The sequence below is a fragment of the Anaerococcus sp. mt242 genome, from assembly GCF_016798225.1.
In the GTDB taxonomy this organism is placed as follows: Bacteria; Bacillota; Clostridia; order Tissierellales; family Peptoniphilaceae; genus Anaerococcus.
In genome coordinates this window covers 1-21,445 of sequence record NZ_JAEUYX010000021.1, presented here as the reverse complement: position 1 = coordinate 21,445, position 21,445 = coordinate 1, and the positions used below count along the sequence as shown (strand labels likewise).

Genomic DNA, 21,445 nt, shown 5'->3' with positions numbered 1-21,445 from the left:
TACATTCCGCTTAAAATATTATTAAGTTATTCCGTGTTTATGGGTTCAGCTCATAAATGGTAGCTTTTTCTATGTTTGTATTTACTTGCTATATTTTTTTGCTAAGTTACAAAGGGTTCTGACATGGACACCAGTTGCACCTTTTTCATACAAACCCTGTGGTTTTGATAGGTAGGCCGTGCCTGCTATGTCTAGGTGGACCCATGGTTTTTCTTCTATGAAGTTCTCTATAAATTGTCCGGCTGTTATTGTGCCACCCAGTCTGCCGCCTGAGTTTTTGACATCTGCTACTTCAGATTCGTTGTATTTTCTGATTGTGTCATCATTTGGTAATTGCCAGATTCTTTCGTTTGATACTTTGGCTGCTGCTAGGAGTTTTTCAAAAGTTTCTTGGTTATTTGTAACAGCTCCTGTATAGGTTTCTGCAAGGGCTACTAAGCATGCTCCTGTTAGGGTTGCAAGGTCTATTATAAATTCTGGGTCGTATTCTGTCACTCCGTAGTTTACTGCATCTGCAAGGGTTATTCTTCCTTCTGCATCTGTGTTATCTACTTCTATGGTTAATCCATTTCTTGCTTTTATAATATCTCCTGGTTTGTAGGATCTGCCTGAAATAGAGTTTTCACAAAATGCTACAACATTTACTTTTAGTTCGTTTGATGAAATGGCATCGATTGCACCGATTACTGTTCCAGCGCCACCCATGTCTGCATTCATTGTTTTCATGCCATCGGATGGTTTTATAGAATATCCACCTGAGTCATAGGTGATGCCTTTTCCGACAAATACTAGTGGTTTTTGTTCTTGAGGTTCATTTAGATATTCTATTACTATAAATCTTGGTGGATTGTCTGATCCCTTTGCTACTTCCAAGTATGCTGTAAGTCCTAGTTCGCGGATTTGCTCCTCATCATAAACTTTTACATTTACATTCTTATCAGCAAATCTTTCTTTTACATGTTGTGCAAGGGTTTCTGGATAAATGTCATTTGAGCGTAGGTTTACAAGGTCACGAGCAAAGGCTTGGGCATCTAGGACTGTTAGTTGTTGTTCAATAGCATTTGAATTTTGTCATCTAGATCTTTTGTAAAATTAATATATTCTATCTTGCCGCATTTTTCTTCTTTGTAGTGATCAAAATTATATGAGCCAAGGCTTACTGCTTCTATTACTTGGCTTAAAAATTCTTCATTTTCTATATCTATATTTTCTTTTTCAAAGCTAAGTTCATTTAAGTCAAGTTTTATAGCTTTTTTCGTTAAATCATAAATTGCTTTTTGAAATACCCTTGATTTAACTTTTACTTTTCTCCAAGTCCTAATAATATAAAATTTTCGCTTGGATTTGCTAAAATTTCTCCTGCATTTGCTTTAAAAAATGGATTATTATTTTCATTTTTGTAGGCAAATTTTATTAAATTTGTTTTTTTGTGATTATTAAAATTTACTTGCATTTTTTCTCCTTATATTAAATTATATTTGGGATTGATTTTACAATGACAAATATATGGCTAATTAATCATTAACTATGGCATAAAAAATCAAAATTTTAATTCTTGTAGGGTGGATTGCCTTATACTCTTAAGTATTTAATTAAGTATATGTTTATCAATATACCCTTTATAGCTGCAAAATAGAAAGTTTAAAATTTGCCATAAAAATATAGCTAAATAGTTTATTAATTAGACAAAGTAATATTGTATTTGAAATAAAATAGTAATTTGATTTGTAAATTAATTTATGACTTGTATTTTTTTGATAGATTATATATAATGGAGGGGTATTTGTGCACAAGAAATAGTTTTATAAAGGAGGGTTATATGGAAAATATAATCGGCGTTGCCAATTGGATGTGGGATAACGTTATCGGGTACATATTATTGGCTGTTGGTCTTTACTATTCCCTAAGACTAGGCTTCCCACAATTCAAATATGCTGGTAACATTAATAGAGTTTTGAAGAAAAACTTAAAATCTGGTGATAACATCAGTGGTTTTGCAGCTCTTGCAACTGCAGTTGGAGGCCAGGTAGGTACTGGATCTCTTGTTGGGGTAGCTACTGCTATCGTTTGGGGTGGTCCTGGAGCAATTTTCTGGATGTGGATTACTGCTCTTTTAGGAATGGTAATAACCTTTGCAGAAACCGTTTTAGGTCAATTATACAGAGTAAAGCTTGAAGATGGTACATACAGGGGAGGTCCTGCTTACTATGTACGATATGGACTAAAATCTCGTGGTTTTGCTATTCTCACTGCATTTTTCTATATTTTAGGTGTAGGTTTGTGTATTGCATTTATGCAATCAAACTCTATTGGTCAAGCCTTTACAGGGGTTGTTAATGCAAATCCTATCTGGCCTGGAATAATTGTAACTATTGCAGCAGCTGTAATTACATTTGGAGGAGTAAAAAGACTAACAGAGTTCTCATCAAATGTTGTTCCTTTTATGGCAGGTCTTTATATCTTAGCAGTTTTATTTATTATTATAACTAACATTAAAGAAGTACCTGCTATGTTTGGCTTAATTTTTAGAGGAGCTTTCAAACCAGAAGCTATAGTAGGTGGTCTAGCAGGACATACTATTACAGAAGCATTTAGACATGGGGTTGCTCGTGGATTATTCTCAAATGATGCTGGAAACGGTATAGCTGGTATCATGCACGCATCAGCAGATGTAAAACACCCAGCTGAACAAGGTTTCCTAGCTATGTTTGGTACTTTTGTAACAACAATTATTATTTGTTCATTATCTGCATTTGCCATTCTATTAACAGGGGTAGCTGGTAATGGTCACGATGGTATCTTACTAGTACAAGATGCTTTCCAATCTCAATTTGGCCAAATAGGTAGATGGCTAGTATTCTTCTCAATGGCCTTATTTGGATTTACAACCTTAATTGCTGACTTATTCTATGGTGAGAGCAACATCCTTTTAATCTTTGGCAAAAATTATAAATGGCCACTTTGGATTTATAGAATAATTGCCTTTATCATGTTCTTAGTTGCTACACAAATGGATCTAGACATAGTATGGGGATTCATCGACGTATTTGTTGGTATAGTAGTGTTTATTAACGTAATATGCTTATTCTTATTATTTAAGGATGTAAAAGTAGTTTTAAAAGACTATCAAAAACAACTTGATGAAGGTATAGAAGAACCAGTATGGGATAGGGGCGAAGAGCACCGTCTATATTAATTATTAGAAAGTGTAAGGAAGATTCCTTACACTTTTTTTATCCCCAAAATTCTTCGGCGATTTTTTGTCCTTGGTCAATTTTTTGCCATTGCTCATCTATGGTTAGTTCATTACCTCCATCACAAGATGCAAAACCACATTGATGGGAGAGATAAAGTCTATCTTTGTCGATGATTTGACTAGCTTTTTCTAAAAGTTCTTTTACTCTTTTTTCATCATCTAGGGTATTTGTCTTACTGGAAAGTAACCCTAAAACTACTTCATTATCCTTATTTTTAAAAGCGTTTAAGGCATTTATAGATCCTGCTCTTTCATCATCCCATTCTAGGTAAAACCTATCATAGTTTTGCTTTTCTAAGAATAAATCTGCTATGGACTCATAGGAGCCATCACTCATAGATCTAGAGTCATAATTTCCCCTGCAATTGTGGGTATAAACCTTTAGTCCTAGATTATGGGCATAGGCGATTATATCATTGTTAATGTTTATAAATTTTAATGCTAGTTCTTTCTTTTCTGCTTGTGTAGAATCTTCTGAAAATGGTGAATCCTCATTATCTTCTGAAAATAATTCCCACAAGCAATCATCAAATTGGATAATTTCACCGCCAGCGTTTTTATATTCATCTAAAAATTCTTTGTATGATGTTTTAAGGTCTTCTTCAAATTCGTCAATTTTTCTAGCATAATAGCCATCATCTAGTCTTCCAAATAGAGATAGCTCACCATAAATGTGTGATGGGGAAGGAATACATTGTTTGACTTTTTTATCGCCGGCAAGCTCTTTTAGTCTTTTAAAGTCATCAATAAATGGATGATTTTTACCATTAAGTTTATCTGTTAATTTTATTCCTATATCTTTTCTGGTTTCGTATTTTTCTTCATTGTCTTTTTCTCTGAAGAAATATCCACTTTCATCGATAAATCTTTTTACCCCATGTAGACCCCAGACAAAGTCAAGATGCCATAGAGATTTTGAATATTCTCCATCAGTTATTTGTGGCAAGCCATGCTCAATTTGAGCATCTACTACTTTTTTTACAGCATTATCCTCAGCTTCCTTATAGCCTTCAATGTCATTGTAAAATGGATAAGTGATGTCATCTCTGTGTTCTATTTCGTTTTTGTATTTTAATAACTCTTCTTCTCTTAGTAACGATCCTACTGTTAAAAATCTTTCGCTCATAATTAGCTCCTTTATTAAAATTTTTTAGAAATAAAACGCTAAATGCAAAATCTTTATAAAAAAAGACCCCGTCCTTATAAAGGACGAGGTCACTCGTGTTACCACCTTAATTTTATATCAATTTCACAATTAATAACTCATCAGGTACAAATTTATACCCTATCGCTGTAACGTGCGCACACGGATTATCTTAAAAATTCGGATAATCAACTTAGAGGCCATTTTCGCTTTGTTATCCCTAGACTAATCTCACCAAACTTAGCCTCTCTGGGTAGGTCTTAGCAAAGCTACTTTTCTCATCAACGTTTTTATTTCTAAGTTCATTATAGGGGCTTAATTTTGTTTGTCAAATATTTTAGTATGAAGATTTAAAAAAATTAATAATTATTAAATGTATAAGTCTAGTATAATGTTTATATAATAATTAAGGTGGGAGATTATGAAGAGAATTATATTAGCTGGCGGAGGCCATGGGCATATAAATGTTCTTAAAAATTTGATTAGAAATCCGTTACTTGACTGTGAAATATTACTGATTACAGATTTTAAAAAACAATATTACTCTGGCATGCTTGCTGGTTTCATCGAGGGGATATATACTGAGCAAGATATATCATTTGATGTAGCAAAACTCTCTAAAATGGCAAATGTTCGATATATTGAAGAAAAGATTATAGCCATAGATAAAGCTAATCAAAAAGTTATTACGAGTAAGGGTGAATATCCGTATGACTTTTTATCAATAAATCTAGGATCACTTTCAAATATTAATTTTTCAATAAAATCTGAAGATGTATGTATGGTAAAACCTATTAAAAATGTTATAGATGCAAAAGATAGGGTAAGTGAAATGTACAGAAAAAATCCAAGACTAAAAATTAGTTTTATTGGAGCGGGGGCCTCTGGGGTGGAGCTTGCCCTTGCCTTCAGGGCAGCCTTTCCTGAAGCAGAAATTTCTATCATGACCACAAAGGATATATTAGAAAATTTTAATAAGAGTACGAAAAATAAGTTAAAAAAGCTTTTAGATACTAAGTCTATTAAAATTATCACAGGCCAGAGAGTTAATCTGATAAAAGACAAGAAGATCCATACTAATGATGATATATATGATTTTGACTTTGCTTTTATTACAACAGGTTTTTGCGGACCAGATATTAATTTTGATGGATTCATGACTTTTAATAATAATTATCTTGCAGTAAATAATAAACTATTTGCTGATAAAAATGTGTTGGCTATGGGGGATGCAGCAAGTATAAAAGAATACCCTACTATGCCAAAAGCAGGTGTATATGCTATACGCGAAGCACCTATACTTTACCAAAATTTGCTAAAACTTATAAATGGAGATAATGATTTTATAAATTACAAACCCCAAAAAAAGTATCTACAGATAATCAATTGTGGCAATAAAAGAGCCATGTCAAATTATGGTAGTCTATCAAATTATGGAAAAATTTCCTGGAAAATTAAGGATAAAATCGATAAAGACTATATGAAAATATAGCTGTAAACCTATAATTCGTATATATATTTATTAAAAAATTTAAATTTGTATATGTTTATAGCTTAGATATAAGAATATTTTTATCAAAAACTTGGGGATTTGATTAATTATCTTTGATATATTTTTCGTTTATTTATACAGTTGTGGGAACCTTGGTAAACCTTGCATTTACTATATCAGCAGGATACACCTTGATCCGACTTGAGTTAAAGAGCTGAAAGATTGGCTAAATCGCTGATATTATATGCTAATGGACCATGCATTCTAAATACTGCCGAAGAAGTGGAATGCGTTAGCCATGGTCTTTTGATACCACTAGAGTATTTAATTTCAGAATACGCTCCAAACTTTAATAAGCTTATGAGAAAAATCTAGAAGTCAAAAAGTCAATTACTACAACAGATGGAGACATATATGCTATTAATCATACAACAGAAAGTCCAACTTTAAAATGGATTAGAGATTAGTTTGGTATAACTGTGAATTGCTAGACATGTTTTATTTATAGGAGACGCTTTACCAGCCCTAACTTTGCCTGGTTTTTTATAATTCTGTGAAGAAAGTCCTTACAAAAAAGGAGGAAGATTGATGTATATTTATCTTTTAGATATAGAAATTAAGATTTATGATAGCTTTAGCCTAAAGGATAAGAGAAAAGTAGTAAAGTCAATTATTGATTATGCAAGAAATACTTTAAAAATATCATCAGCTGAGATTTCAGAAAATGATATTAAAAATTTTGCCCACCTAGGATTTGTGACTATCTCAAATCAAAATTATAAGGCAAAGGAAATCCTAGAAAACTTGCTAAAAAGAATAGAAAATAATTATCCAGTAGAAATTACCAACTACTCAATAGAAAGAATTTAGATCATAAGGGTATGATGATATCATATACTTATCTTTTTTGAGGAGGAAAACATGAAAATAATTTGCTATAAAAAATGTACAACCTGCAAGGGTGTGGAAAAAATGCTTGAAGAAAAAAATATTTCTTATGATTATAGAGACATTAAAGAAGAAAACCCAAGTGCAAGTGAGCTAAAACAATGGCATGAGAAAACACAGCTACCAATCAAAAGATTTTTTAATACATCAGGTAAAATTTATAGGGAGAATAATATCAAAGATAAATTGACACAAATGAGCAATGATGAAGCTTATGAATTGCTTGCAACTGATGGCATGCTTGTAAAAAGACCAATCCTTTTTACAGATGATGGAGAAATTTTCGTAGGACCAGATGTCAAAAAATATATAGAAAGTCTATGAAATTTAAAATAGAAAATAAGACTAAAAGATATATTGTTTATCTTATTGTATTATTAATTTTATACTATTTTGTGGAAACCTTGCCCTTAAGACAAAAGCAAAATAAAACAGAGATTGTATCTGAGAGAATTAAAACACTTGATACAACAACCAAGGATTTATCAGAGCTTATAACAGATGATAAGGAAGCTTTAAATAAATTTTTTTATAATAAAAATACTGCAGAAAAAATAATGGGGCTTATAAAGACATATTCTTCTGATAGGGAATTAAAAATAAATGATAATCTCAAAGTTTTTCTTATGCAAGATGATAGTCCGGTAAAAATCAGGTATCAAAGGGCAGAATTTGAAATAGTTGATACAAAAATAAGGGATACTGCTGATGAAAAAAATAATGTGGCCATAACACATGATGTAATAGTCACTGAAAATCCAAATGGTATCAATAATTATGAACTGATTCACGATTTAAAAACCTATTTGGTCGACTCATATGGCCAAGAGGCTTTTGATAATTTTTTAGATCAAGTAATTGATAATACCATTAGAGAGAATGAAAAGTTGATAGATAAGTTAAGTAATGGAAAGAGAGAAAAATGAGCTTTGAACTAAAAGGATTGGATAAATTATCGGATCAAGAACGTATGGATGAACTAATAAATTTTATAAAAATACAATTGGATGATGAGCTTGATAGCCTTGCACTAATGAGTAATATTTCTAGTTTTATAATGGCAAGTGTAAAAAATCTAAATTGGGCTGGATTTTATTTTTTAAAAGAAAATGAATTGGTATTAGGTCCTTTTCAAGGCCTGCCTGCTTGTACAAGATTAGCTTTAGATAAGGGAGTTTGTGCTAAAGCTTTTAGGGATGAAGAGATTACAAAGGTAGATGATGTGCACGATTTTGCTGATCATATAGCTTGCGATAGTGCATCAGAAAGCGAGCTTGTTATACCACTTTTTTACCAAGACAAAGTATATGGAGTTCTTGATTTAGATAGTCCAATAAAAAATAGATTTACTGATATAGAGCTAGATGGATTTTCAAAAATTGGAAAACTAATAGAGAAAAAAATACACCCTTTTTAATATTTATTGTGTAGTAAAATTTAAGTTTTATTGATATAATTATCCAGATAAAGGAAGGATAAATTATGAAAAATAAATTAAGTTTTAAAGAAGTTTTACTAGTAGGCTCACTTTTATTTGGCCTATATTTTGGAGCAGGAAACCTTATTTTCCCACTAGAATTAGGACAAAGATCAGGATTTAATCTCACACCAGTTACCATTGGATTTTTGATATCGGGTGTGGGGCTACCAATACTAGGTATAGTTGCTACTGGTCTTAGTGATAGCCAATCTTTGTTTGATTCAGCAAAACCTGCTGGCAATTTTTTTGCGTATTTTTTCACTATTTTGCTATATTTGACAATAGGGCCTGGTTTTGCAATCCCTCGTACGGCGACCGTTTCTTATGAAGTTGCCTTTAAGGAGATCTTTGGAGCTAATGATGCTGTAGTTTTATTGGTATTCTCCTTAGTATTTTTCCTAATTGCCTTTTATTTTGCGGTAAAAGAGGGTGATTTAATAGATACTATTGGAAAATACATGACTCCAATATTCTTAATCTTATTAGCAATAATTGCTATATTGGGACTAGTAAAGCCTATGGGTCCTCTAGCAAGTGTAGAACCTATTGATAAGTATCAAAATAGTCCTTTTACAGTTGGTATTATTGATGGCTATAATACCTTGGATGCACCAGCTTCCCTTGCTTTTGCAGTTTTAATTATATCTGCTATTAAAGATTTAGGAGTAAAGAATCCAGTTGATATTGGACGAGAAACCTTAAAGGCTGGTTTGGTTTGTTTAGTTGGCATGGGGGTTGTCTATACATCTCTTGCTTTTTTAGGTTCAGCTTCAGCTCACATCATGGATGGTGGAGAAAATGGAGCGATAATACTTGCAAAAATTGCTAGTCATTATTTAGGATCAGCTGGGCACATTCTTTTAAGTTTGATTGTTTTTATAGCTTGCTTAAAAACAGCTATTGGACTAATTTCTGCATGCTCTGAGATGTTTAGCGAGGTGCTTTCATTTAAGATATCTTATAAGCAATATTGCATAATTTTTTCCATAGTTTCGTTTTTAATAGCAAACCTTGGACTTAGTAGGATTATTTCGCTATCATTACCAGTATTGATGTTCTTATATCCACTTTCAATTGCCATTATATTTTTATCGATGATCTCAATAAAAACTGGCAAAAAAGAAATAATCTATAAGTGGACTTTAGCATTTACAGCTTTAGCGGCATTCTTTGACTTATTGGTAAATTTACCAGAAAGCTTATCGAAAAGTACTTTTATAACAAGTATCCTAAGCATAGCTCAAAGATATCTACCTGGATTTGAATTAGGTTTTGGTTGGATAGTTCCTGCTATTATTGGATTTATCATAGGTTATATGATTGATAAAAGTAGAAAAAAAGTAAAATAATTTACACTACAGGCAAATAGCTCGATGGAGCAAGGCTTGCCATTTTTTGTGAGGATAATATGAGATTAAGATTTAAACCAAATGCTATACCAGAAATGAAAGAAAATGATAGGGTGTTTTTTTATCCAAGAGATATGAAAGGTAAGTGGCACGAAATTTTTGCTAATGATAATCCAATCCACCTAGAAATAGGGGCAGGTAAGGGAGACTTTATCATAGAAAAAGCAAAAGCTAATCCTAATATAAATTTTATTGCACTAGAGATGAATACAAATGCTTTTGTAATTGCAAGTAGAAAAATAATTGAACAAGAACTTACAAATGTCATTGGCTTAGTTGATTATGCAGAAGAATTAACTGATACCTTTGATGAAAACGAAATAGACTACATTTATATCAATTTTTCTACCCCATGGCCTAAAACAAAACACCATAAGAGACGCTTAAGCCATCCAAGATTTCTCGAAAGATACGAAAAAATAATAAAATCAAATGGTATCATCGAGCAAAAAACAGATGACTTATCATTTTTTGAAGATTCATTAAAATATTATGAGGATTTTGGAATGGAAGTCTTAGAATCAAATTTTGATTTACCAGAAGAAAAATCCATAGTCACAGAATACGAAAGAAAATGGAGAGATCGTCAAAAACCAATATATTACGCCAAAACTAAGTTTAAATAAACTTAGTTTTTTTATAAAAAAACTTGGGTAAATATACATAAAGGATAAGAAAGGATGCAAAAATGAAAAATAAATATTTAAAAGATCCAAGAACCCTATATCATACCCAAGGATATAAGGAAGCGGAACAAGACACACCAGCTTTGGAAGCTGAAATGACATATAAACCAGACCACGGCGAAAAATCTTATGTTGGTCATGGTAAGCTTGTGGGAAGAAATGCCCTAATAACTGGGGGAGATTCTGGTATAGGTCGTGCAGCAGCCATAGCTTTCGCTAGGGAAGGTGCAAATGTTGCCATACAATATTTCCCAGCTGAAGAAGCTGATGCAAAGGAAGTAAAAGAATTAGTAGAAGCAGAAGGAAGAAAAGCATTAATTATCCCAGCAGATCTTAGAGAAGAAGGTACTGGAGCTAATCTTGTAGAAAAAACAATTGAAGCCTTTGAATATCTTGATATCTTAGTTCTTAATTCAGCTCAACAAATAGTTTCTGAATCCTTAGAAGAATTGTCAATGAAGCAAGTTAGAGATACTATGAATGTCAATATTATTTCCATGTTTGAAACAGTAAAAGCTGCTGAAAAATATCTTGAAGCAGGTGCAACTATTGTAACAACCTCTTCTATGCAAGCTTTTGAACCATCTGTACAATTGTTAGATTATGCAACAAGTAATGGAGCAGTACTTACATTTACAAAAGGTCTAGCTGATTATTTCACATCAAAAGGAATCCGTGCAAATACTGTTGCGCCAGGACCAATTTGGACACCTCTTCAATTAGATGATGGAAATCACGATATAGAAAACTTTGGTCAAGAAACACCTTTAGGAAGATCTGGCCAGCCAGCAGAACTAGGAGCTCTTTATGTATACTTAGCATCAAACGATAGCTCATATGTATCTGGTCAAGTTTTTGGTATAACAGGTGGTACTAGAACAATATAATTTATTATTTTAAATCCTGCCTACATTTTATTAATATATGCAGTATAATATTATAAAATAATAAACAAAGGAATTAAAATGAATAAAAATAAAAGTAAATTTAAACAAGGGCTTATTAGCGCTATTATAGTAGCTAGCCTTATATTGTTAACTTTTTTTACTGCAAAAAGTATCTTTAATGTAGAAGAAGACACAAAAATAAGTTCAGAAACTGTAGAATCAGCCTTAAAGGAAGCAAAAGAGCTTACTACTTTAAAATATCATTATAAAAATATAGCCTCATTTGAAAATAGTCAACAATTTCATGGTATGACCATACCATTTACCACAAAAAGATTCTTGTATACTTACGAAGGAGAAATTCATGCAGGGGTCGACCTTGATCAGGCAAAGGTAAATATTAATCAAGAGGCAAAATCTATAAGTGTCACATTGCCGAAAACAAAAATACTTAGCCATGACATAGATGAAGATAGTGTTATGTTTTATGATGAGAAAAATTCTATATTTAATCCCTTAGAATTAGAAGACTACTCAAATTTTAGAAAAGAAGAAGAAGCAAAAGTAGAAAAAAAAGCCATTGATAAAGGCTTATTAAAAGAAGCAAAAGATCAAACTTTAAAGGCTGTAAAAGAAATATTATTGTTAAATCCAATAATAGAAGAAGAATACACATTAACTGTAAAATAAAAAACTAGGAGTAATAAGCTCCTAGTTTTATTTTGCAAAATTATAAATCAAAGTTACAAGAGGATATAAGATTATTTGGTGGGCTAGATAAATTGGCATAGCGTATCTACCAATTTTTGCTAATGTACTATCCTTGCCATATTTACCATAAAAATTTTTGTTTTTTAAAGACTTGCCCCAGTAAAAACCAAAAATGTAGATAAATACCCAAGGTATAATTGGGAAATAATCTGTAGAATGAAAGTCATTTGAGGGAAAACCTAAATAGAAAAAATTTAGATCATAAAAATTTTTAAAAACTTGGTTTTCATAAAGAATCCCTCTTGGAACTTTGTAGCTAGTTACAAACAGCAATAAAAAAACTATGGCCCATTTTAGTGAAATATCTGTAAAATATTGGATAAGACCCGTTATAATCATAGAAGCACCAAGTCCATTTAATACTCCCCAAAGTATAAACTGACTAGGCGCTGCAATGTAGGTAATAACTGTAATTGCAAAGCCAATCAAAGATGTTTTTATTCCACGTTTTATATTTCTTTCTGGAGTAAGAAAATTGGATGTAATGCCTGATATGATAAAAAACGAACAAGCAATTGATAATTGCCAAAATTTATTGAAAATAGTCCCATCATACCAATCAATTTGCCAAAAATAATTTATATTATAGATTAAATGAAAAAGCACCATGGATATAATAGTAAATCCACGCCACTTATCTAGATTGTGATTTCTTTTCATGATAATATTATAACATAAAAACTAGCTAGGAGGCCTTATGTTTGAGTATAAGTTTGAAAAAGTTATACTCAGTAATGGATTAAAAGAAAGTCAAGATAATAATATGGAGCAAGTAGAAAAAGCAATAGTGAATCATGCTAAGGATGGTTGGAGATTGGTCCAAGTTTTAGTTGTTCCCAAAAAAAAGCAGGTTTATTTATGATAAACTACTACAAAATTATATTTGAAAGAGAAATTTAGCAAATAAAAAAGCCCCAGGAGGGCTAAATTTTTATATTATTTTCCAAGTTCTTCTACAAATCTTGTAAGGTGAACTGGTAGGTCTTCTGGAGTTCTTGCTGTAACAATGTTATTATCTACAACAGTTTCTTCATCAACCCAGTTTGCACCAGCATTTTTAATGTCTGTGCTTATAGTTTTTACTGATGTTGCTTTTACTCCATCTAGGATATCTGCTTCTGCTAATACCCATGGCCCGTGGCAAATTGCACCAATTAGTTTTCCAGCTTCATGCATTTCTTTTACAAAATTTACTGTATCTTCTGATTGTCTCATAGCATCTGGTGAGAAACCACCTGGAATATATACTGCGTCAAAGTCGCTTGCTTTTGCATCAGAACTTGCGATATCTGATTTCATTTTATATCCACCAGCTTTTTCAACATATTCTGTATTAGCTTCTGTACCAACAAGTACAACTTCGTAATCTTCTTTAAGTCTCCAATATGGATAAATTAGTTCTGGTTCTTCATATTTATTTTCAATTAGTATTGCTACTTTTTTCATTATATTCTCCTTTAAAACACAAAGTTTCATGTTCATTTTATTTATACCCAAATTATTTATTTGTAATAAAATTATAAAATTCGGAAGGATAGGCCTTATGATTATTACGATATTTTAAAGAAATAAGGTGGAGATTGTCGCGAGCCCTAGTCATAGCAACATAAAACATCCTGCGTTCTTCTTCTAGTCGATCTAATTTGTCTTTATAATCAAAAATCATAGGAAATTCACCTTTGACTAAATCTACTACAAACACATTATCATACTCAAGACCCTTTGATTTGTGGATGGTGGAAAGGATAATGTTTGATTTGCTGCGCCTATTTAAGATTTTTTCAAAATCTTCTATTTTGCTATAAAATTCATCTAAATTATTTAAGTCTTTGGTAAAATTAATTATACTTTCTATATACAAATCCTTATTTAACACAACTTCATAATATTTATTAGAAAACATTTTTATATAATCTCTATAGCCCATGGTATTGTAGATATATGCAATTTGCTTATCCAATGTCTTTGTTTGCAAATTTTTAAATTCTTTTTCTTTTCTTAAAAGTTCATAGGCTTTTTCTTCATTTATATACTCATGAAGATAATCGAAAACTGAATAATTTTTAGGTTTTAATTCTAATTTTTCAACTTCTTCGCGGGTCAGGTATGTCTTTACCATATAATATATTTCTGTAAAAAGTTCAACATTATTAAAATCGTTAGAAAAATTAATAATATTTATCATATCTCTTAAAATTTTAGAATCAAAAAAATCGGTGGATCCATTGTTAACTGCAAAATCTATATTTTTATCCATTAAAAAACTTACTAAATTAAGTGATGAGATATTATTTCTAAAAAGAATTGCATTTGTTTTTCCATCTTCAATATTTTTTTGTATATAAGTAAAAGCATCTTTGCTATCTTTTGCATAATTTTTATGAACTTTATTTGTAGCTTTCTTATTTGTAAATAAGTTTTTTTCATATCTATTTTGATTTTGTCTTATAAAATCATTTGCTACATTAACTATGTTAGCCTGTGATCTGTGGTTTTCATCCATGGTGATTATTCTTGCATTTGGAAATGTGGATTTAAAATTTAATAAATAGTTTGGTTCTGCAGCCCTAAATGAATATATGGATTGATCATCATCTGCAACTACCATTAGATTATTTTCTGGATAAATTATTTTTTCTATGATTTTAAATTGTAAGATAGATGTATCTTGACCTTCATCTAGCTGGATATATTTGTATTTATTTTTTACAGATTTTAGTAAGTTTGGATGCTCGTTTAATAAACTTAATGCAATGGTCTGCATATCATCAAAATCTATGTAGGAATTTTCTTTTTTGAAGTTCTCGTAGGCAAAATATATTTTCTCAATATTTTTTATTTGAGAATTTTTTAGATAAGTGATATCTGACAAACTATTTCTCATGTAACCAATATCTGTAAAAAAGTTTCGCAAATCTTCTGGTGACATCAACTTGCCATTGATATCAAAATAAATTTTCTGGATAAGATTGTACTTATTATAGCTATCATCACTTTCTAATATCTTAAGTTCTCTATTTGATTTTTTATAATAATTTCTAATGATCAAATAGCAAAAGGCGTGTATGGTCATAAAATTTGATTTTGTATCATTTTCTAATTCAAATCGCATTTTCATATCATAAGCTTGGGTTCTAGAAAAGGTGAGTGATAAAATTTTTGCTGGATCTACTTGCTTTTCTAATATTTTTATTCGCTCTAAAAGCATGGTTGTTTTGCCAGCTCCAGGCACTGCAAGAACTAAACATGGACCATTTATATGATTTGCAGCTTGAATTTGTTTTTCTGTAAGTTTCATATAATTATCATACCATATAAAAATTTATTAAAATATGGTAAAATTGTATTAGAATACATAAATGGGGGTAACAATGCTTACAACAAATTTTTTGAAATCTAGAACTTCAACTAGAGATTATAAAGACATACAATTAGATGAAAATACAACTAAAAAAATTTATGAAATCGTGGATGCTGAGGCAGAAAAACTTGGTAAAGATGATCTTTCTTTTTTAGTAAATACAGATGGAGAATCTGTATTTAATGCTCTTAAAGGAGTGGCAGGTTATAGGGGAATCATGATTAAAGCTCCTGCATACATTGCGCTAAATGCGCTTAATACAAATCCTGCATCTATTGTAAAAGGTGCTTATGGTATGGAAGAGATCATCACAAAACTTAACGAAATTGGTCTTGGATCTTGCTGGATTACAGTAAATGATGTAGATGCAACTGTAAAACAATCTGCCTTTAACTTCACTGATGGAGATGTAAATCTACTATTGGCTGTTGGATATCCACTAGATGATGGAGTGCACCAACAAAGATATGATGATAGAAAACCAACAGAAGATTTAGTTTTCCTTGGTGATTTTGATACACAAGCAACAGATGAAGACCTAGAACAAAGAGGATTAAATGACATCTTTGACTATGCAAAATTTGCACCATCAACTCATAACGAACAACCTTGGAGATTTGTAATTGTAGATGATGAAATCAATCTATATATAGAAAACTTTAAGGGAGATGTAAATCTAATCGATGCTGGTATAATAATGTATTATATAGATGAACTTGGAAAATCCCTTGCAATGACAAGTGGATGGGAATTAAGCCCACAAATTTCATCTGACAAATACACTTATATAGCAACAAAGAAAATATAATGATAGGGCGGCTTTTAGTCGCTTTATTTTAATTGAAAGGTAAATATGATTAGATTATATACAGAAAATAATTTTGAAAAGATGAGAGAAGCTGCAGAAATTCTTTGCCAAACCCATCTTGCTATTAAAAAAGTTATTAAAGAAGGTATGACAACAAAAGAGCTTGATGACTTTGCAAATAAATTTATAGTAGAGCATAAAAAGGCAATACCAGCTCAGTTAGGCTATGGTGGATTTCCATATACGCTCTGTATCTCTGTTAATGATGAAATATGCCACGGTTTTCCTGGCGACTATGTCCTTAAAGAAGGAGATATAGTTTCTATTGATAATGTTATCGAATATAATGGAGGTTTAGCTGATTCTTGTTGGTCATATGCAATCGGCAAATTATCAGAACGAGATCAAAAACTAATGGATGTGACATTAGATTCATTAAATAGAGCGATAAAAGAAGCAAAAGTTGGAAATAGAATAGGTGATATTGGGCATGCTATACAGGAATATGCAGAAGTAGAAAATGATTTTTCAGTTATCCGTGATTTTATAGGACATGGTATAGGCAAGGAAATGCACGAAGATCCACAAGTTCCACACTACGGTAAGGCTCATCGTGGACCGCGAATTCAAGCAGGAATGGTATTTACAATCGAACCAATGATTGCAAGTGGAAACTGGCCTATGGAACTTGAAGATAATGGCTGGGTGGCAAAAACAAAAGATGGGTCAAATGTTTGTCAATTTGAGCATCAATTAATAATCCATGAAGATGGTCCAGAAATAATTACAGATCAAAGTAAATATTCCTTAAACGAATCTGATTTAGAATTTATTGAAAACTATAAATTTTAATTTGAGGGTACAGTGAAATTAAAACAAGTAAAAACACAAGAAGATAAAGAATATTTTGAAAAACTATATCAATCATCATTTCCCGAAGATGAACGAATTGATGAAAATATTTTATATGGTTTTTTTGAGCAAAATTTGATAGATATTTTAATATTAAGTAAAGATGAAAATAAAGTCGGTATGGCTGTAATTTATTTAAATAAAAATATTCATTTACTTTCATATCTTGCGATAGATCCAAAATATAGAGGCCAGGGGATGGGTAGCGAAGCTTTAAAACTATTCAAAGTAAAGTACGAAGATTTGATTATCGAAATTGAAAGTACAAGATTTAAAGATGCAGATGACTTTGCCCTAAGAAATAGAAGAAAGGCTTTTTATATCAAAAATGGTTTTAATGTACTAGAAGAAAACATAAACTATTTTGGTATAGAAATGGAACTAATGGCAACTACAAAAGATGCTGGCCTTGATGAATATATGGATACTTACTTAAATATTTTTGAAGAAGATTATATAAATGAAAATATAAAAGCAATTGATATTTAGAGGTCTTAGTTTAATTTACTAAGACCCTTTGTTTTATAAACTTTTAAGGTTTATAAGTTAGCCAAACCTTTTCACATATTGTATAATTATATTTAATACATAGTATATTAATAAAATATAAGGAGATTAAAATGAGTGAATATTTTAACAAATCTGATTTAGATAAATTCAATAGCGGTGATCTAGCCGAATTGCATAAAGACCATTGGGACGATTTCTTAAATTATTATTCAAATGTTATGGCTGAGGGCAAACTTTCTGTAAGAACAAAAGCTCTAATAGCCCTTGCAGTAGCTCATGCAGAAAAATGCCCATATTGTATAGATGCCTATACTACAAAATGTTTAGACTTAGGTCTTAGTAAAGAAGAAATGATGGAAGCAGTTCACGTAGCAAGTGCTATGCAGGCAGGTATTACTCTTGTAACTAGTGTTCAAATGAAAAATATCATAGATGATTTGGAATTTTAAGTGGATTATTTTAAAAAAGTAAATCAAACTGTTTCAAAATTTGACGATAGGGTAGGTTATAAGCTTAAGACTAAAAACAAAATTGATATCCTACAATTAAATATAACCAGAACTTGCAATCTCTCATGTAAACATTGCCATCTTTCCTGTAATCCAAATCGAAGAGAAGATATGAGTGTGGATGTGGCCAAAAAATGTGTAGAGCTTCTAAAATCTTATAACTTTAGTACGGTAGATATCACAGGTGGGGCTCCAGAAATGAGTGGGGTTTTTAAGTATCTGGTAGAAGAAGCTAGCAAATTAAATAAAAATGTAATGATTAGATCAAATCTTACTATTTATAACAAAGAAGATTATAAGGATATTCCTCAGTTTTTAAGAAATCATAAGTTGGATATAATAGCAAGTTTGCCTTTTTATGAGAGAGAAAAAACTGACAAGGTAAGGGGCCTAGGAGTTTTTGAGGATTCTATAAGAATTTTAAAAATATTAAATGAATTGGGTTATGGAAAAGACCCTTATTTAAATCTAAACCTAGTTTATAATCCTTCTGGTGCCATGATTCCCCAATCAGAGGAAGAGTTAGAGCAAGTATACAGGGTAAAACTAAAAGAAGATTATGGCATAATATTTAATGATTTATTTGCAATTACAAATTCACCTATAGGAAATTTTGGAAAATGGTTAGATAAATCTCGCAATCTTGATAGGTATATGAATCGCTTATACAATTCTTTTAATGATGAAGTTATCGAAGAAGTTATGTGCAGGTCGACTTTGTCAGTTGATTATGATGGCACTATCCATGATTGTGACTTTAATCTATCCCTAGGTCTTGGTATAAAAGGGAAAAATAAAACTATATTTGATATTACAGTAAATGATTTAGAAAATAGACCAATAGTTACAGCAAATCATTGTTACAGCTGTACAGCAGGAGCGGGCTCTTCCTGAGGTGGCTCTTTGGAGTAGTTTACTCCTAAAGAGTTAATATATTATTTGAGGAGGTTTTATGTCAGATTTAAGAAAAAAAGTAAGCAATTACTATAGTAAGATTACTACAGAAGATGAAGGTAAAATGCAAACTAATATTTGCTCATGTGCAAGCGATGCAATGCCTGATTATCTAAAAGAAATCAGAAAAGAATTGCCAGAAGAAATTATTACTCGTTTTTATGGATGTGGATCACCTATACCAAAGGCTATTGAAGGCAAAACTGTCCTTGACTTAGGATGTGGAACAGGCCTAGATTGTTATATATTGTCAAAACTAGTCGGTGAAAATGGTAGGGTGATTGGTGTTGATATGACAGATAGCCAATTAGAAATTGCAAAAAAATACAAAGACGAGATGGCAGAAAAATTTGGCTATAGCAAATCAAATGTAGAGTTTCATAAGGGATATATAGAAGATTTAAAATCACTTGGAATAGAAGATGAATCAGTTGATGTAGTCATTTCAAATTGTGTTATAAATCTCTCTCCTTTTAAAGAAGAAGTCTTTAAAGAAATATGGAGAGTATTAAAACGTGGTGGAGAGCTATTCTTCTCAGACATATTTGCTGATAGAAGAATCCCAGAAGAAACTAGCAAAAACGAAACCCTTAGAGGAGAATGTCTAGGTGGGGCTATGTATAGGGAAGATTTTAGAAGGCTAATGACTAAGATAGGTTGGGCTGACTTTAGATATTTATCAAGCGCTAAGCAAAGTATAGGAAATAAAAATATAGAAGATTTAGTAGGTGATATCAACTTTTATTCTGATACTATTAGTGCCTTTAAAATACCAGATCTTATGGAAGACATATGTGAAGATTATGGACAAATTGCTATCTATAAGGGCGGCATAAAGGAAAATAAATTTTACTTTGACCTTGATGACCACCATAGATTTTTCCTAAATAAGCCAGAATTAGTTTGTGGCAATACAGCTGCTATGCTTGAAGAAACTAGATATAATAAGTTTTTTGAAATCATAGGTAATAGAGAAAAACACTTTGGTGCCTTTGCAGGATGTGCAACTTCAGGATCTAGCAATTCAGATAATGGAGAAAGTGGAGAAGCTTGTTGCTGTTAAATTGTTGTGTTTTTTTCTTGATCGTGATAAAATATATTATATATTAAATAACATTTTATAAAGGGAGAGTAATATGAAAAATTACAAGAATTTGTTTCTAACTTTAGCTTTAGCAGGAGCTATACTAACAGCTTGTTCTAATCAAGATGCAGCACCAAAAGAAGATGCTGCAGGAAACAAAACTGAAACTACAGAGTCATCTGATAGTACTAAAGAAGTGGCAGAAGAAATTAAAGGTGTAAGCAAAGATAACAATATCGTAGTTGATAAAGAAAACCAAACAGTTACAATATATGCAAACTTTAATGGTAAATTTTTAACAGAGTCAACAAGACACTTAGTGGTCTCTGAAACAGGTAAATTTGCTGATAAACCAGTATTTAAATCATATACAGCACCAGCTGATTTCCATCAAGCTTTATTAGATATCGGAGCTGAACCAGGCAACAATATGACACCAGAAAATGCAGAAGAAACAACATCTGAAGGTACACCACTTGATGTAACACTTTACTGGGAAGGAAATGAAGATGGGGTTGATGTAAATGACTTTATTGTAGATCCAAACGGTAAAGGAGTTGACTTAAGATTTACAGGTAACCTTGATAGAGCAAATGATAAGAAAACAGGCTGCTTATCTTGCCTAGACTCTTGTACAGTTGGTATTACATCAAACGCTAACTATCCATACGGATCTGTTGAAAAAGCAAAAACTGTAGAATTTGGATTAAATGAAGAACTAGCTCCAGAAGATGGAACTCCAATTGCTATAGTATACTCAATTAAAGGATAATGGAAACTTTAACAAAAATTGCAAGATACTTATTAAGCTCAATCATTCTATTTGCACTTGCAACTAGTTTAATTAGCCTAAGTGTATGGCTAGATATGAGAATCCATGCTAGACATATTGTCTATGCTAGTTTTATCATAATGCTGATATTCATAATAAGCAGGGATTTTAAGACTATAAAACCAATTTTAATTGGTGAAATTATTATGGTGTTAGTTTTTATATTTGGTAAATTTCCAAGAGTTTCGTATGAGCTTAGAGATGCCTTTTATTTACCAATAGGTATTGAAGACTTTAAGGTATCTTTAATAATAATTATAATTGTTACAAGTCTTTTGGTTTATTATGATTATTATAAAAAAAGTAAGTCTTTAGAAAAAATTAAAACAAAATAAAAGCAGGATCTTTAAATGAGCTGAACCCATAAACACGGAATAACTTAATAATATTTTAAGCGGAATG

General features: G+C 31.3%; 26 protein-coding genes and 1 other annotated feature. Of the genes, 20 read left to right on the top strand and 6 right to left on the bottom strand.

Going from position 1 to position 21,445, the window contains the following annotated elements; translation table 11 throughout:
- Positions 1-81 precede the first annotated feature (81 nt).
- Positions 82-1,056, bottom strand: a complete 975-nt coding sequence (locus JNO63_RS07585; protein ID WP_203128166.1) for a leucyl aminopeptidase — start codon at positions 1,054-1,056, stop codon at positions 82-84.
- A gap of 244 nt (positions 1,057-1,300) precedes the next feature.
- The gene (locus tag JNO63_RS07580; protein ID WP_203128164.1) at positions 1,301-1,453 is read right to left on the bottom strand and encodes a hypothetical protein; all 153 of its coding nucleotides are present in this window, start codon (positions 1,451-1,453) and stop codon (positions 1,301-1,303) included.
- Positions 1,454-1,819: 366 nt separating this feature from the next.
- Here JNO63_RS07580 and JNO63_RS07575 point away from each other — a divergent pair, with 366 nt between their 5' ends.
- Positions 1,820-3,196 carry an alanine/glycine:cation symporter family protein gene (locus tag JNO63_RS07575; protein WP_203128162.1) on the top strand — a complete coding sequence of 459 codons (1,377 nt, stop codon included), beginning with the start codon at positions 1,820-1,822 and terminating at the stop codon, positions 3,194-3,196.
- 37 nt (positions 3,197-3,233) lie between these two features.
- On the opposite strand, the gene JNO63_RS07570 is transcribed toward JNO63_RS07575, so the two are convergent.
- On the bottom strand, positions 3,234-4,382 hold the full coding sequence (locus JNO63_RS07570; RefSeq protein WP_203128161.1) for a 5-methyltetrahydropteroyltriglutamate--homocysteine methyltransferase: 1,149 nt from the start codon (positions 4,380-4,382) through the stop codon (positions 3,234-3,236).
- Between the two features lie 76 nt (positions 4,383-4,458).
- Positions 4,459-4,694 (bottom strand) — a binding site (T-box leader).
- Positions 4,695-4,821: 127 nt separating this feature from the next.
- Between JNO63_RS07570 and JNO63_RS07565 the strand changes: the two genes are divergently transcribed.
- From JNO63_RS07565 to JNO63_RS07520, 10 genes are all read left to right on the top strand, one after another.
- Positions 4,822-5,892 (top strand): FAD-dependent oxidoreductase, encoded by a 1,071-nt coding sequence (locus JNO63_RS07565; protein ID WP_203128159.1) that lies wholly within the window; start codon positions 4,822-4,824, stop codon positions 5,890-5,892.
- A gap of 222 nt (positions 5,893-6,114) precedes the next feature.
- Entirely contained in the window at positions 6,115-6,267 is a 153-nt protein-coding gene (locus JNO63_RS07560) for a hypothetical protein (RefSeq protein WP_203128157.1), read from the top strand.
- A 213-nt stretch (positions 6,268-6,480) separates the two neighbouring features.
- Positions 6,481-6,762, top strand: coding sequence for a DUF503 domain-containing protein (locus JNO63_RS07555; RefSeq protein WP_238390497.1), 282 nt, complete (start codon positions 6,481-6,483; stop codon positions 6,760-6,762).
- 51 nt (positions 6,763-6,813) lie between these two features.
- Entirely contained in the window at positions 6,814-7,164 is a 351-nt protein-coding gene (locus JNO63_RS07550) for a Spx/MgsR family RNA polymerase-binding regulatory protein (protein WP_203128153.1), read from the top strand.
- The gene (locus tag JNO63_RS07545) at positions 7,161-7,766 is read left to right on the top strand and encodes a hypothetical protein (RefSeq protein ID WP_203128147.1); all 606 of its coding nucleotides are present in this window, start codon (positions 7,161-7,163) and stop codon (positions 7,764-7,766) included. The genes JNO63_RS07550 and JNO63_RS07545 overlap by 4 nt, the downstream gene beginning before the upstream one ends.
- A complete protein-coding gene (locus tag JNO63_RS07540; RefSeq protein WP_203128145.1) occupies positions 7,763-8,257 on the top strand; it encodes a GAF domain-containing protein in 495 nt (164 codons plus the stop codon). Before JNO63_RS07545 ends, JNO63_RS07540 begins: the two co-directional genes overlap by 4 nt.
- A gap of 65 nt (positions 8,258-8,322) precedes the next feature.
- Positions 8,323-9,669 (top strand): branched-chain amino acid transport system II carrier protein, encoded by a 1,347-nt coding sequence (gene brnQ / locus JNO63_RS07535; RefSeq protein ID WP_203128143.1) that lies wholly within the window; start codon positions 8,323-8,325, stop codon positions 9,667-9,669.
- Between the two features lie 59 nt (positions 9,670-9,728).
- On the top strand, positions 9,729-10,355 hold the full coding sequence (trmB, locus tag JNO63_RS07530) for a tRNA (guanosine(46)-N7)-methyltransferase TrmB (RefSeq protein WP_203128141.1): 627 nt from the start codon (positions 9,729-9,731) through the stop codon (positions 10,353-10,355).
- A 62-nt stretch (positions 10,356-10,417) separates the two neighbouring features.
- A complete protein-coding gene (locus JNO63_RS07525; RefSeq protein WP_203128139.1) occupies positions 10,418-11,302 on the top strand; it encodes an SDR family oxidoreductase in 885 nt (294 codons plus the stop codon).
- A gap of 78 nt (positions 11,303-11,380) precedes the next feature.
- Positions 11,381-11,992: a DUF4230 domain-containing protein gene (locus tag JNO63_RS07520; RefSeq protein ID WP_203128137.1), complete on the top strand. Its 612-nt coding sequence runs from the start codon at positions 11,381-11,383 to the stop codon at positions 11,990-11,992.
- Positions 11,993-12,019: 27 nt separating this feature from the next.
- Here the strand turns inward: JNO63_RS07520 and JNO63_RS07515 are convergent, their stop codons facing one another.
- Complete coding sequence (locus JNO63_RS07515) at positions 12,020-12,733, bottom strand: heparan-alpha-glucosaminide N-acetyltransferase domain-containing protein (protein ID WP_203128135.1); 714 nt, start codon at positions 12,731-12,733, stop codon at positions 12,020-12,022.
- Between the two features lie 37 nt (positions 12,734-12,770).
- Here JNO63_RS07515 and JNO63_RS07510 point away from each other — a divergent pair, with 37 nt between their 5' ends.
- Entirely contained in the window at positions 12,771-12,935 is a 165-nt protein-coding gene (locus JNO63_RS07510; RefSeq protein WP_203128133.1) for a DUF4177 domain-containing protein, read from the top strand.
- A 74-nt stretch (positions 12,936-13,009) separates the two neighbouring features.
- Here JNO63_RS07510 and JNO63_RS07505 read toward each other — a convergent pair whose 3' ends face one another.
- Both JNO63_RS07505 and JNO63_RS07500 read right to left on the bottom strand, forming a co-directional pair.
- Positions 13,010-13,519: a type 1 glutamine amidotransferase domain-containing protein gene (locus JNO63_RS07505; RefSeq protein WP_203128131.1), complete on the bottom strand. Its 510-nt coding sequence runs from the start codon at positions 13,517-13,519 to the stop codon at positions 13,010-13,012.
- A 52-nt stretch (positions 13,520-13,571) separates the two neighbouring features.
- The gene (locus JNO63_RS07500; RefSeq protein WP_203128129.1) at positions 13,572-15,371 is read right to left on the bottom strand and encodes an ATP-dependent helicase; all 1,800 of its coding nucleotides are present in this window, start codon (positions 15,369-15,371) and stop codon (positions 13,572-13,574) included.
- 73 nt (positions 15,372-15,444) lie between these two features.
- On the opposite strand from JNO63_RS07500, the gene JNO63_RS07495 reads away from it, so the two are divergent.
- The 8 genes from JNO63_RS07495 (at position 15,445) to JNO63_RS07460 (ending at position 21,378) form a co-directional block, all read left to right on the top strand.
- Positions 15,445-16,242: a nitroreductase family protein gene (locus JNO63_RS07495; protein WP_238390496.1), complete on the top strand. Its 798-nt coding sequence runs from the start codon at positions 15,445-15,447 to the stop codon at positions 16,240-16,242.
- A 45-nt stretch (positions 16,243-16,287) separates the two neighbouring features.
- Positions 16,288-17,094, top strand: a complete 807-nt coding sequence (map, locus tag JNO63_RS07490; RefSeq protein ID WP_203128125.1) for a type I methionyl aminopeptidase — start codon at positions 16,288-16,290, stop codon at positions 17,092-17,094.
- A gap of 12 nt (positions 17,095-17,106) precedes the next feature.
- A complete protein-coding gene (locus JNO63_RS07485) occupies positions 17,107-17,643 on the top strand; it encodes a GNAT family N-acetyltransferase (RefSeq protein WP_203128123.1) in 537 nt (178 codons plus the stop codon).
- Between the two features lie 131 nt (positions 17,644-17,774).
- The gene (locus JNO63_RS07480; protein ID WP_203128121.1) at positions 17,775-18,113 is read left to right on the top strand and encodes an arsenosugar biosynthesis-associated peroxidase-like protein; all 339 of its coding nucleotides are present in this window, start codon (positions 17,775-17,777) and stop codon (positions 18,111-18,113) included.
- Positions 18,114-19,067 carry an arsenosugar biosynthesis radical SAM (seleno)protein ArsS gene (arsS, locus tag JNO63_RS07475; protein ID WP_203128113.1) on the top strand — a complete coding sequence of 318 codons (954 nt, stop codon included), beginning with the start codon at positions 18,114-18,116 and terminating at the stop codon, positions 19,065-19,067.
- Between the two features lie 58 nt (positions 19,068-19,125).
- A complete protein-coding gene (locus tag JNO63_RS07470; protein WP_203128111.1) occupies positions 19,126-20,190 on the top strand; it encodes a methyltransferase domain-containing protein in 1,065 nt (354 codons plus the stop codon).
- A gap of 73 nt (positions 20,191-20,263) precedes the next feature.
- The gene (locus JNO63_RS07465; RefSeq protein ID WP_203128109.1) at positions 20,264-20,983 is read left to right on the top strand and encodes a YdjY domain-containing protein; all 720 of its coding nucleotides are present in this window, start codon (positions 20,264-20,266) and stop codon (positions 20,981-20,983) included.
- Positions 20,983-21,378 carry a hypothetical protein gene (locus tag JNO63_RS07460; RefSeq protein ID WP_203128107.1) on the top strand — a complete coding sequence of 132 codons (396 nt, stop codon included), beginning with the start codon at positions 20,983-20,985 and terminating at the stop codon, positions 21,376-21,378. Before JNO63_RS07465 ends, JNO63_RS07460 begins: the two co-directional genes overlap by 1 nt.
- The last annotated feature ends 67 nt before the right edge of the window (positions 21,379-21,445 follow it).